The organism is Pleomorphomonas sp. NRK KF1, assembly GCF_023721755.1.
GTDB lineage: Bacteria > Pseudomonadota > Alphaproteobacteria > Rhizobiales > Pleomorphomonadaceae > Pleomorphomonas.
Window position 1 is genome coordinate 684,107 of record NZ_JAMDLH010000002.1, and the last position, 12,783, is coordinate 696,889.

At 63.9% G+C, this 12,783-nt stretch carries 12 protein-coding genes; 11 read left to right on the top strand and 1 reads right to left on the bottom strand.

Translation table 11 applies throughout. From position 1 onward, the window contains the following. Positions 1-196: 196 nt before the first annotated feature. Entirely contained in the window at positions 197-757 is a 561-nt protein-coding gene (locus M4J39_RS08510) for a cupin domain-containing protein (protein ID WP_251727591.1), read from the bottom strand. Between the two features lie 369 nt (positions 758-1,126). On the opposite strand from M4J39_RS08510, the gene M4J39_RS08515 reads away from it, so the two are divergent. The 11 genes from M4J39_RS08515 to M4J39_RS08565 all read left to right on the top strand — a co-directional run bounded on the left by M4J39_RS08515 (position 1,127) and on the right by M4J39_RS08565 (position 12,783). Further along, positions 1,127-1,840: a FadR/GntR family transcriptional regulator gene (locus M4J39_RS08515; protein WP_251727378.1), complete on the top strand. Its 714-nt coding sequence runs from the start codon at positions 1,127-1,129 to the stop codon at positions 1,838-1,840. Further along, on the top strand, positions 1,837-3,006 hold the full coding sequence (locus tag M4J39_RS08520) for a PLP-dependent transferase (protein ID WP_251727379.1): 1,170 nt from the start codon (positions 1,837-1,839) through the stop codon (positions 3,004-3,006). The genes M4J39_RS08515 and M4J39_RS08520 overlap by 4 nt, the downstream gene beginning before the upstream one ends. 179 nt (positions 3,007-3,185) lie before the next feature. After that, the gene (locus M4J39_RS08525) at positions 3,186-4,448 is read left to right on the top strand and encodes a sugar ABC transporter substrate-binding protein (RefSeq protein WP_251727380.1); all 1,263 of its coding nucleotides are present in this window, start codon (positions 3,186-3,188) and stop codon (positions 4,446-4,448) included. A gap of 182 nt (positions 4,449-4,630) precedes the next feature. Then, positions 4,631-5,515 (top strand): carbohydrate ABC transporter permease, encoded by an 885-nt coding sequence (locus M4J39_RS08530; RefSeq protein ID WP_371875437.1) that lies wholly within the window; start codon positions 4,631-4,633, stop codon positions 5,513-5,515. A 1-nt stretch (position 5,516) separates the two neighbouring features. Then, entirely contained in the window at positions 5,517-6,350 is an 834-nt protein-coding gene (locus M4J39_RS08535; protein ID WP_251727382.1) for a carbohydrate ABC transporter permease, read from the top strand. Between the two features lie 10 nt (positions 6,351-6,360). Next, positions 6,361-7,428, top strand: coding sequence for an ABC transporter ATP-binding protein (locus M4J39_RS08540; protein ID WP_251727383.1), 1,068 nt, complete (start codon positions 6,361-6,363; stop codon positions 7,426-7,428). Between the two features lie 409 nt (positions 7,429-7,837). Further along, entirely contained in the window at positions 7,838-8,662 is an 825-nt protein-coding gene (locus M4J39_RS08545) for a DeoR family transcriptional regulator (protein WP_251727592.1), read from the top strand. After that, a complete protein-coding gene (locus M4J39_RS08550) occupies positions 8,659-9,594 on the top strand; it encodes an N-acetylglucosamine kinase (RefSeq protein ID WP_251727384.1) in 936 nt (311 codons plus the stop codon). The genes M4J39_RS08545 and M4J39_RS08550 overlap by 4 nt, the downstream gene beginning before the upstream one ends. A gap of 30 nt (positions 9,595-9,624) precedes the next feature. Continuing rightward, a complete protein-coding gene (locus tag M4J39_RS08555) occupies positions 9,625-10,875 on the top strand; it encodes an extracellular solute-binding protein (RefSeq protein ID WP_251727385.1) in 1,251 nt (416 codons plus the stop codon). A gap of 182 nt (positions 10,876-11,057) precedes the next feature. Continuing rightward, the gene (locus tag M4J39_RS08560; RefSeq protein ID WP_251727386.1) at positions 11,058-11,909 is read left to right on the top strand and encodes a carbohydrate ABC transporter permease; all 852 of its coding nucleotides are present in this window, start codon (positions 11,058-11,060) and stop codon (positions 11,907-11,909) included. Then, complete coding sequence (locus M4J39_RS08565; protein WP_251727387.1) at positions 11,902-12,783, top strand: carbohydrate ABC transporter permease; 882 nt, start codon at positions 11,902-11,904, stop codon at positions 12,781-12,783. Before M4J39_RS08560 ends, M4J39_RS08565 begins: the two co-directional genes overlap by 8 nt.

Here is a 12,783-nt window from a genome sequence, read left to right on the forward strand (position 1 = left end):
TGGTTTATGTGCCCCTTTGGGGCTTGTTGGCGTCGGATGACACGGCGCGATGATTCAAGAGTATTGATTTTCTGTCAAGTAACTTGAATGACGATTTCAGCGGCAATTCGGCCATTTCGCAGGCGCCCGCGCGCCAGCCATGTCGGCAGGTACCGACAGCCACCCATTGTTCGGATCGAGTTGACCGGCGAGCGGTCTAGAAAGTCGCGGGCGTGTTGACCCAGAAAATGCTGGCCCGACGATCGCCGGCATTGCGGTAGTGGTGCGGCAGATCGGAGTTGAAGGCGAAAGCGTCGCCCTCGACCAGGTGGAAACTCCGCTCGCCGACGATCAGTTCGACCTCGCCGGCAATGACGTAGCCGACTTCCTCGCCGACATGCTGGATGGGACCGGCGCTCTCACCGCCCACCTCGACGTGGTGGATGTTGCACTGCAGGAGATGGCCGGGCGAGTAGGGAATGATCCGCTCGAGCGCGATGCCCTTGCCACGTCGCAAGGGGTCGAGCGTCAGGACCGGCCGCGTTCCGGCCCGGAAGATCATGCCCTCCTCGCCGTGCGACTCCTCGAAGAACCAGCCGATGTTCTTGTCGAGCACCTTGATGATCCGGTGGAGCATGGGCAGCGAGGGCGAGGCCTTGCCGTTCTCGATCTTCGACAGCAGGCTTTCCGAGCAGTTGGCCGCATCCGCCAGCGCCTTCAGCGTCATGCCGCGCGTCTGACGCGCCAGCTTGAGGCGTGTGCCGAGGCCGGCCGGCATGCCATGACGGATGTCTTCGGGCTGTGCGCCGGCGGCATCAACAACGACCGTGTCGTCCGTCTTCATAAAACACTTTCCTGGACAGGCAGCTCATTCCGCGGAAGCCCGCATGGAGCGAACTCGGGCACGAAGAGCCGGCCCGCGCCTTCAGGCCGCATCCCTCAGGCTAAGACCGTTCAGATTGAGACTCAACTCGTGGCATTCGTCAATCTGGCGGCCTGCCACCATCGAGAGAGACCACCACGGCAACCCATTGGCTCAAGCGTCCTCCGGACGCAAGCGGCTTGACAGGCTTCGACCCCGCCCTCTTAATGTCAGATGTCAGACCAATTTGCTGGATGGGGCTCCGGCAACCAGAACGGCGGGCAGATGGCGGGCGACACTTCCTCCCTTGAGCGTATTCCTCGCGTCGATCGCGTTCGCAGCGTCATGAACGCGCTCGCCGACCACATAGAGCGCGCCGGCATGAAGCCCGGCGACAAGCTGCCGACCGAACGCGAACTGTCGCTGGCGCTTGGTGTCGGCCGGTCGACCGTGCGCGAGGTGATCCGGCAGTTGCAGGCGCTCGGCGTCGCCGAACCGCGCGTTGGCTCCGGCACCTTTCTCATGCGGACGATCACGCCGGGCACGGTCCACATGTCGCTGTCGCTCGATATGTCGCATCTGAGAGATGCGCTGTTGCAGACGCTGGAAGTGCGGCGCGGCATCGAGGTGGAAGCATCGGCGGTCGCCGCCCTCAAGCACACCCTTGAGGACGTTCCGCTGATGGAAGCGACGCTGGTCGAGATGGAACGTGTCCACCTCGACAAGGGTACCGCCGGCCGGGAAGACCTTGCCTTTCACCTGTCGCTCTACGACGCCACCCACAACCCGCTGTTTCCGCGTCTGCTCGAGCAGATGCGCGAGACCTTCGAGAGCTTTTTCGACCAGCCTTTCGACCGGCCGGATTTCGCCCGGCGGTCCTTTCCGTTCCACCGCGAACTGTTCGAGGCGATCGTCGCCCGCAACGTCGCCATGGCGCGCGAGAAGACTTACGCGATCCTCGAAATCGTCGAGGAAGACATCAAGGACATGTCCAGATGAGTGAGGAAGCCGACCCGATCAGGCGCGCCAGCCTGATCGTCGCCCATGATGGGGCGAACGCCTACGACGCCGTTGTTCCGCCGATCGCCCAGACGTCGCTGTTTACCTTCTCGTCCTATGACGAGATGAATGAGACCTACATGGGCAAGAAGGCGCGGCCCACCTACAGCCGCGGCCTCAACCCGACCGTGCGTCATTTCGAGGACATGATCGCGCGGCTCGAAGGCGGCGAGGACGCCATCGGCTTTGCTTCCGGCATGGCGGCGATTTCCTCGACGGTGATGACCTTCGTCCGCCCCGGCGACAAGCTGCTCTGCGTGCGCCACGTCTATCCCGACGCCTATCGCCTGTTCGAAATCCTCTTGAAGCAGTATGGCGTTCATACCGTCTATGTCGACGGGCGCGACGAGGCGGCGGTGGCCCGCGAGTTGCCCGGTGCCGCGCTGTTCTATCTTGAAAGCCCCACCAGTTGGTCGATGGACGCGCTCGATGTCGCGTCCCTCGCCGCTCTCGCTCGCAAGCACGGCGTCGTCACGGCGATCGACAACAGCTGGGCGTCGCCCGTCTTCCAGCAGCCGCTGTCGCTCGGCGTCGATCTCGTGCTTCACTCGGCCTCCAAGTATATCGGCGGCCATTCCGACGTGGTCGCCGGCGTGGTGACCGGATCGAAGGCGCTGATCGGCAAGATCCGCGCGACGACCTATCCCTATCTCGGCGGCAAGCTGTCTCCCTTCGAGGCCTGGCTCTTGATCCGCGGCCTCCGGACACTACCGGCCCGGATGAAGGCGCATGAGGCGGCGGCGCTCTACGTCGCCCGCAAGCTCGCCGCCCATCCGCTGGTCGAGAACGTCCTGCACCCCGGCCTCGGCAACAGCCTGCCGCCTGGGCTCTTCGGCACGTCGGGCCTGTTCTCCTTCACCTTCGCAGAAGACGTCGACATTCCGAAATTCGCCGATGAGCTGAAGCTCTTCAAGCTCGGCGTCAGTTGGGGCGGCCACGAAAGCCTGATCGTTCCGGCGACGGTCGTTCACAACCAGGCCGCCGGGCCGAACTCGGCGGTGGATTTCGGCATCAGCCCTCGCGTCGTGCGCCTGCATGTCGGCCTCGAAGGCGCCGAAGCGCTATGGGGCGACCTTGGCGGGGCCATCGACGCGGCGCGCATTTAGGGAGTAGGCGCCTCAACCATTTCTCCGGCTTGGAGGGGCCGGAAAGGGCTTCGGTGCAAAACAAAAATCAGGGGCACCGACGCCCGATCGGCCGGGAACCGGCCGGACAACAGAGAGACCGCACGGCGGGGCCTCCAGCACCCCGCCCTCATGTGGCAACCAAGGAAAGGGGAACTTTCATGAACAGGATTTTGGCTATTGCGTCGCTGTCGACGCTTCTCATGGCCGGCACCGCGCTCGCCGACACGACGCTGAAGCTCGTCGAGGTGATCACCAGCCCCGAGCGCACCGAAACGCTGAAGGGCATCGTCAAGACCTTCGAGGACGCCAACCCCGGCACCAAGGTGGAGATCATCTCCCTGCCCTGGAACCAGGCCTTCGAGAAGTTCGCCACCATGGTTTCGGCTGGCGAGACGCCCGACGTGGTCGAAATGCCCGACACTTGGCTGGCGCTCTACGCCAACAATGGCGCGCTCGAAAGTCTGGAGCCCTATCTCGAAAAGTGGGAGTACACCTCCGGCCTGACGTCGCGCGCCCTGGAAATGGGCCGGTCCGTGAAGGACACGGCCTACATGCTGCCCTACGGTTTCTACCTCAGGGCCATGTTCTACAACAAGAAACTACTGTCCGAGGCCGGCGTCGCCGAGCCGCCGAAGACGCTGGACGAGTTCCGGGCCGCAGCCGAGAAGGTGTCGAAGCTGCCCGGCAAATCGGGCTACTGCCTGCGTGGCGGTCCGGGCGGCCTCAACGGCTGGGTGATGTTCGGCGCCACCATGGCCGGCGACAACACCTTCTTCAAGGAGGACGGCACCTCGACCTTCGCCGATGAAGGATGGGTCAAGGGCGTCAGCTACGTCATCGATCTCTACAAGTCCGGCCTCGCGCCGAAGGACAGCGTCAACTGGGGCTTCAACGAGATCGTCGGCGGCTTCTATTCTGGCACCTGCGCCTTCCTCGACCAGGATCCGGACGCCCTGATCTCCATCGCCGAGCGCATGAAGCCGGAAGATTACGGCGTCGCCCCCTTCCCGAAGGGGCCAGCTGGCAAGGCATTCCCGACCATCGGCTACGGCGGCTGGTCGATGTTCGCCAACAGCGAGCACAAGGACCTCGCCTGGAACCTGATCGCCACGCTCGAGGCGCCGGAGGGCAACATTGCCTGGAACAAGCGCATCGGAGCGCTGCCCATCCACACGGCAGCCGAGAAGGATCCGTTCTACGCCGGCGAGCAGTTCAAGGGATGGTTCGAGGAGCTGGCCGATCCCAACGTCGTGCCGACGGTGATGCCGACGCATCTCGAGGAGTTCGCGTTCTTCAAGGACTCGCTGGTGATCAACACCAGCCAGAAGGCGCTGCTCGGCGAGATCACGCCCGAGGACCTCGCCAAGCAGTGGGCCGACTATCTGACGGCGGCACAGCAGAAGTTCCTCGCGGCCAAGTAACGAACGGCCTTCGCATCGGCGTTCGGCGGCTTCAGGCGCCGCCGAACGTTGGCTCGCCCGCCAACGCTTCGGATGCGTCGGCGATCGAGCCATCGTGCTCGGTCCATACCATATCTGCGAGTTTCCGTTCGATGACCTCATATCCAGCGGCGGCGCCCCCCGACGGCGACCGCCGGACACCGATGCAGAAGATTGCCACGCGCCTGGAGCCCTGGCTCTACTCGGCTCCCGTGCTGATCCTGATCGTCGCCATCATGCTGGTGCCGCTGGCGCTCGGCGTTTCCTATGCTTTTCGCGACATCCGCCTGCTCAACCCGTTCAGCGGCGCCTTCGTCGGCTTCAAGCATTTCCGCGAACTGGCCGGAGACGGCGCCTTTCGTGGCGCGCTGGTCAACACGCTGTGGTGGACGTTCAGCTCGGTCATCCTGCAGTTCCTCTTCGGTCTGATCCTGGCCTTGCTGCTCAACCGGCCTTTCAAGGGCCGCGCTTTGGCGCAGGCGCTGTGCTTCCTGCCCTGGGCCGTGCCGAGCTTCCTCTCCGGTCTCGACTGGGCGTGGATGTTCAACCCGGTCGTCGGCCCCATTCCGCACTGGCTTTACGCGCTGGGCATCCTGTCGGAGCCAAGCAACATCCTGTCAGATCCGGAAACCGCCATGTGGGGCCCGATCGTCGCCAACGTCTGGTGGGGCATACCCTTCTTCGCCATCACCATGCTGGCGGCGCTTCAGGCCATCCCGAAGGATCTCTACGAGGCGGCGGAGATCGACGGCGCCGGACCGATCGAGCGCTTCCGGTCGATCACCGTGCCTTTCCTGGCGCCGACGATGGCCATCTCCATCCTGCTGCGCACGGTGTGGATCGCCAACTTCGCCGATCTCATCATCGTCATGACCAACGGCGGCCCGGCCGACCGGACCCAGATCGTGGCGAGCTACATCTTCACCCAGGCCTTCCGCCGGCTCGACTTCGGCTACGCCTCGGCGATCGCGCTGGTGCTTCTGGTGCTGCTGCTCGCCTATTCGATGCTGATCGTGGTCCTGCGCCAAACCATGCTGACGAGGCACTGACATGACCAGAAAGCGCATCGTCCTCACCGTGCTGCATCGGCTGGCCGTGCTCGCCTACGTGGCCTTCGCCCTGTTCCCGCTGTTCTGGCTGCTCAAGGTGTCGGTGACGCCGACCAGCCTGCTCTATACCGAGGGCATCCGGCTCTGGCCGTCGCAAGCGAGCCTTGAGCACTACCGGTTCGTCCTGACGCACTCGAGCTTCCCGACCTTCTTCCTCAACTCGACCATCGTCTCTGGCGCGACGGCGGTGATCGTCACCATCGTCGCCTCGCTGGCTGGCTACGCTATGTCGCGCTTCGTCTTCCGCGGCAAATACTGGATCGTCGGCCTGTTGCTGCTGACCCAGATGTTCCCGCTGGTGATGCTGATCGCGCCGATGTTCAAGATGCTTTCGCCGCTCGGCCTCACCAACAGCCTCACCGGCCTCGTCATCGTCTATGTCGCCTTCAACGTGCCGTTCGCCACCTTCCTGATGCAGTCGTTCTTCGACGGCATCCCGAAGGATCTCGAGGACGCGGCGATGATCGACGGCGCCACGCGATTCACAGCGTTCCGACAGATCGTCCTGCCGCTGACGCTGCCCGGCATCGCCGCGACGCTCGGCTTCGTCTTCACGGCGGCATGGAGCGAACTGCTGTTCGCGCTGATGCTGATTTCCGGCAACCAGGCCACCACCTTCCCGGTCGGCCTCCTGTCATTCGTCTCCAAGTTCTCCGTCGACTTCGGGCAGATGATGGCCGCCGGCGTGCTGGCGCTGATCCCGGCCTGCCTGTTCTTCCTTCTGATCCAGCGCTATCTCGTGCAGGGCCTGACGGCCGGCGCGGTGAAGGGCTGAGGAGCGTTCCATGGCTTCCATCACCATTCAGTCGATCACCAAGACATTCGGCACCGTGCCGGTGCTGAACGACATCGACCTCTCCATCGCCGACGGCGAGTTCGTCGTGCTGGTCGGTCCGTCCGGCTGCGGCAAGTCGACGCTGCTCCGGATGATCGCCGGGCTCGAGGACATCACCGCCGGCGAGATCCGCATCGACGACCGCCGCATCAACGAGGTCGCGCCCAAGGATCGCGACATCGCCATGGTGTTCCAGTCCTATGCGCTCTATCCGCACATGACGGTGGCCGACAACATGAGCTACAGCCTGAAGCTCAGAAAGACCGCGCGGGAGAAAATCACTGATGCGATCGGGGCCGCTGCCGGCAAGCTGGGCCTCGATCCGCTCTTGGAGCGGCGGCCGAAGGCACTCTCCGGCGGCCAGCGCCAGCGCGTCGCCATGGGGCGGGCGATCGTTCGCCATCCCAAGGCCTTCCTGTTCGACGAACCGCTGAGCAACCTCGACGCCCGCCTGCGCGAGCAGATGCGCGCCGAGATCAAGCGGCTGCACAAGTCGATCGGCGCCACCTCGGTCTACGTCACCCACGACCAGATCGAGGCGATGACGCTCGCCGACCGCATCGTCGCCATGCACGGCGGCATCATCCAGCAGGTCGGCAATCCGCTCGATCTCTACGACCGCCCGGCCAACCTGTTCGTTGCCGGATTCATCGGCTCGCCAGCCATGAACTTCGTGGAGGGACATTGCCGCGCCGGCGCCATTGAAACCGATGACGGCAGCAAGATCGCCGTTCCCGACGGGGTTCATCTCAAGGATGGACAGGCGGTCACCGTCGGCGTCCGGCCCGAACACGTCCGCATCGTCGCCGGCCCGGAGGCGGGTAGCTACGCGGCGCGCGTCGATCTGGTGGAGCCGACCGGTTTCGGCACCATCGTGCACGTTCGCCTGCTCGGCCAGGACCTCAAGATCTACACGCTGGAACGCGGTGCCGCCGAAGTCGGCCAACCGCTGCATATCGCGCTGGATGGCGCGCGTTTGCACATCTTCGATCGCGAAACGACCAACCGCATCGGTTAAGGGGTGCGAACAGTCGGAACGAAGCTTCGCCCGGGCCGACCGTGAGCGGAGGTGCGCCGTTTACGGCTGCGCAGGTGCGCCTCTGGTCAGCTTCACTTACTATCCGGTGGGACAAGGTCATATATTTAAGTCTATTCAATAACTTAGTGAATTTTGACTCTTTCAGAAAGCACTGCCGACGCGGCAAACCTTCGGCAATACGCTTAACCGGAGTTCGCTTCTCACAAGAGATGCTGTCGTCTCCGGACTCTGCCTGTCGCCCCCCGAACAAGCCCAGGAAGTCGTCGACGAAGCTCCGACGCACGGACACTGAAATCGGCACCATGGATTTGTCGATCCAAAAACGATCATAAAATTATGCTTCTTTTGATTGACATTGATCGATTTGTGAATATTAATGCGGCATACGATCACAAAGGATCACAGCATGAAGGACGACCGCCTGTCGGCGATCCGGCACTACCTCTTTGAAAAGACGTCCGCCTCGATCCACGAGATCGCGGATGCTGTCGGCGCCTCGCTTCCCACCGTTCGGCGCGACCTGCTGACACTCGAAACCGAAGGGGCGATCCACCGCACGCATGGCGGTGCCCGCATTGCGGACTCCGCCGGCATCGAGGCGGCCTTCGAGGTCCGCGAGCAGTCCTGCATCGCCGCCAAACGAGCGATCGGGCTTGCCGCTTATGCCGACCTCAGGCCCGACATGTCGGTGTTTCTCGATGCCGGCACCACCGTGCTGCAGGTCGCTCGCCGCATCCGGATGAATCCGTTGCCGATTTCGGTGTTCACCAACTGCCTGGCGGTGGCGCAGGTGCTGACTGACATCAACGATGTTCAGGTGACGCTGCTCGGCGGACGACTTCGCTCGCGCAACGCCTCGGTGCTCGGCGCGCTGGCCGAAAGCATGCTGGACCGGCTGTGGTTCGACCAGTTGTTCCTCGGTGCCAGCACGGTGGGCGACGACGGCTGCACCTACACGATGGACGAGGACGAGGCGCGGCTCAACGAGAAGATGATTGCTCGGTCGGCGCGCACCACCGTGCTCGCCGATGCCAGCAAGTTCGGACAGCGCGCGACCTATCAGGTGACGCGGCTCGACGAGCGGCTAGATCTCATAACCGACGACAGCCTCACCGCCCAATGGCTCGACAAGCTGGCGCAGGCTGGCTGCCGGACACGCACAGTGAGCCTCGATGCCTATGAGAGCGCCGAACTGGATGGAGACGCAGCATGAACGTGCTCGGCGTTGACAGCGGCGGCACCAAGACCGTTGCCGCCCTGGTGACGCCGGACGCCAGCATCGCATCGCTGTGGCGCCTCCCCAGCCTCGACCCGACCGCTGACGGCGACTGGATCTCCGATATCGCCGTGCTTGCGGACACGGTCGGCGACGCCAACCTCCAGGCCTCGGCATTTGGTCTGCCATTTCACGGCGAGGTGGACGCATTTACCGAGGCGCAGATCGCCGCCGTCGGACTGCACTTTCCTCAGAACCCCATCGTCGAGAACGACGTTCGCATCGCCTTTGACGGGGCCTTCGCCTGCGGCGCCGGCGCCCTCATTCTTGCCGGCACCGGCTCGATGGCCTGGGCAAGCCTCGGCGAGGCCGACAGCCCGCATATCAGGATCGGCGGATGGGGCGACATTTTCGGCGACGAGGGCAGCGCCTATTGGCTTGGCCGCGAAGCGTTGACGCTGTTGTCGCGCCATGTCGACGGCCGCGAAGCGGTGCCGGCCTTCGCCGAGGGGATGTTCACCGCCATGGGCATCCGGCAGGACCAGTTGATGGCTTGGTGCTACGGGCTCGCAAGTCGTCGCTCGGGCATCGCTGGTCTGGCCCGCCACGTGACGTCTTTGGCCTCAGGGGGCGACGAAGTCGCCAGCCGACTCCTCGCACGGGCCGCAGCCGAGCTTTCCGAACAGCTCGCCGTTGCCTGGCGCCGCTGCGGCGGCTCCCCGCCGATCCATTGGAGCTATGCCGGCGGCGTGTTCAACGCCACGACCATTTTGGACCAGATGACGCTGCGCCTCGGCACATCGCCATCATCGCCGCGCCTGCCGCCCGTCGGTGGTGCGGCGCTCAGGGCCGCCCGGCTTGCCGGCTGGGCAGTCGATGACGCCTGGGTCGACCGGTTGGGCACAGCCCTCCAGACGGCCCTGGCCTGAAAGGCAATCTGACCAAGAAGGGGAACGATAATGAAAAGACGTAATTTTCTTGCTTCAGCGCTGACCTTGCCACTCCTCGCCTCGTTCGCCGGCAGCGTACTCGCAGCCGACACGCTTACGGTACTGTTGCCACCCTGGGGCACGTTGCCCAAGGAGATGACCGACCGCTTCGCCAAGGACGCCGGCGTAACCCTGGACGCCCAGACACTCGGTTGGGACGACATCCGCACCAAGATCATCACGTCCATGGTGGCCGGCACGGCTCCCGCCGACGCCACCGAAGTGGACTGGTCGTGGGTCGGTCAGTTTGGTTCTGCCGGCTGGTATGAGCCGCTCGATGGCAAGATCGACAAGGCCGTCATCAGCGACATCCCTACCGCCTCGATCTTCCGCTATGACGGCAAGCTCCTGGCCGTGCCCTACAGCAACGATTTCCGTGTTCTCATCTACAACAAGGCCCATCTCGACAAGGCCGGAGTCATGGCCGCCCCAAAGACTCCCGATGAACTGCTTGCAGCCGCCAAGGCGGTGAAGAGCGCCGGCATCGCCGACTATCCGATCGGCTTGCCGCTGTCGGCGACCGAAGGCACCTCCACCGCCTGGTATCTCCTGACCAAGGCTTTCGGCGGCGACCTGTTCGACAAGGATTTCAAGCCCCTGTTCACCGACAAGGACTCCGGCGGCTACAAGGCACTGGCCTTTGAGATCGGCGCGTTGAAAGACGGATTGATCGATCCGGCCGCGACGGGCCTCAAGGACGTCGAGGTCCAGGAAGTCTTCAAGGCCGGCAAGCTCACCTTCGACGTCGCCGGCTGGGCCGGCAACCTCTCCGTCTACAGCGACCCCGCCAAGTCGCAGGTAGCGAACGACGTTGCAGCAGCGCTGATGCCCTCGACAACCGGCAAGTCCCGCACCTTCGGCCTGCCCGAGGCGGTGGGCATTCCGACCGGCGCTGTCAACGCCAAAGCTGCAGAGGCCTTCATCACCTGGATGGCCATGCCGCAGAACCAGATCGCCGCCTACGAGGCGCTCGGCAATCTGCCGCCGCGCATGTCGGTACTAAGGGCGCTCAACGAGCAGGGCAAACTGAAGCAGGGCGATGTGCTGCTCGAGCAGGCGGCGGTCGTCGAGCCACTGATCGCTCAGGGCACACCGGGCTGGTATCCTCAGTTCTCAACGGCGGTGGCAAGCGCCATCAATCAGGCTGCCAAGGGACAGCTCAGCGTCGATGACGCCATCGCGGCGATCGCCAAGGCGGCCGAAGAGGCACAGGCCAACTGACCGCAGGCTCCGACGGGGGCCGTCCGGGGAGACCGGGCGGCGCCCAAGTCCGACTTTCCTCTGCCATGGCCCCCTTGCCGCCCGGGACGCTGGTCTCGTGCGCCTGACGGCTGCCTGGAGAATGCAGAGTTCCTATGCCCTCCTCCCATCCCAGACGAAACCGAGCGCCGGGTGAGCTCGCCTTGGCCGCCGCCCTCGTCATCCCCATTGTTGTCGTGATGGGGAGCCTAGTGTTCTGGCCGCTCGCCACCTCGGTGATCGACAGCTTCTATCGGATCGACCCGATGAAGCCGGGCACACCCTTCGTGGGTCTTGCCAATTACGGCTCCCTCCTCGCTGACAGCAACGTGCAGACGGCCTGGCTCAACACCTTCGCCTATGTGGCAATCGCGGTTGTGCTCGAAACGATCGGCGGCCTGGGCGCTGCTTTGCTGCTCAACCGGGTGAAGCACGGCCGGCAATGGCTGCTCGCCATCACCGTGCTGCCCTGGTGCCTGCCGCCGGTGGTCAACGCCATCGTCTGGATGTGGATCTTCAACCCGAGTTACGGATTGCTCAACCATGCCCTTTTGTGGCTCGGCGTCATTGACGCCCGCAAGGTGTGGTTCAACGATCAGGCAACGGCTCTATTCCTGATCTCGTTGGTGCACGTCTGGCGCATGATGCCGCTGACGGCGGTGATCCTGCTGGCAGCCCTGCAGAGCATTCCGCGTGATCTCTACGAGGCGGCAAGGCTCGATGGCGCCGGTCCGATCAAGAGCTTCCGTCTGGTAACGCTACCGCTGATCGCAAGCGGCCTTGCCATCGCGCTCAGCCAGTCGACGGTGTTCGCCTTCAACCTATTCGACGAAGCCTGGATCCTGTCCGGCTCCAGCCTCGATACTCGCTCGGTGATCATCCAGGTCTACCTCACCGCCTTCCAGAACCTGCGATTCTCGAGCGGCATGGCGCTGTCGATCCTGGCGATGCTCGCCTCACTCCTGGTGTCGCTGATCTATGTGCTCCGCGTCTATCGCGAAACGAGGTATGACTGAGATGCGCGCCCGTCTTTCAACGCTGCCGGGGCGGATCGGTACCGCCGTTGCCGTGATCTTGCTGGTCGCCTGGTCGCTCGGGCCGATCTACTGGTCGCTCGTCACTTCGCTGACGCCGCCGCTCCATCTGTTGGGCACGCCGTCTCTATGGCCGCAGCAGATCAGCTTCGAGCACTATGCCAAGCTGTTCGGCGCCACCAGCATGTCGCAGGGCAACACCGTGCAATCGGTGTGGCCTCAGTTCTCGGCGGCCCTCACCAACAGCCTGATCACCTCGGGGCTGGCGACGGTAGTGACGGTGGCGATCGCTGCCTTCGGCGCCTACGCCTTCGTGCGGCTGGAGTTTCCCGGCCGTGACCTGTTGTTCGTCGCTGTGGTGGCGACGCTCGCCATTCCCGCCTACACGGTGATGATCCCGCTCTACCGGCTGATGATCTCACTGAAGCTAATCGACACCTATACCGGCATCACGCTGATCTATGTGTCGGCCTTCCTGCCGTTGGCGCTGTGGCTGATGCGTTCGGTCTATCAGGCGATGCCGATCTCGCTCGAAGAAGCGGCCTGGCTCGACGGCGCCGGGCGCGTCTACACGCTCGTTTATATCGTATTGCCGCTGTCGGCGCCTGGACTGATCGCCAGCGCCATTCTCACCTTCCTGAACGCCTGGGGCCAATTCATGGTGCCCCTGGTGTTCTCGCCGACGCTCGCCACCAAGCCGCTGACGGTGCTGATCCCAGAGTTCGTGACCCGGAACTACATCGACTTCGGCCTGATGAATGCCGCCGGCATCCTCGCCATCATCCCCCCCGTTCTGCTCGTGCTGTTCCTCAACCGCTACCTCGTCAGCGGGTTGATGGCCGGCGCGACCAAGTAA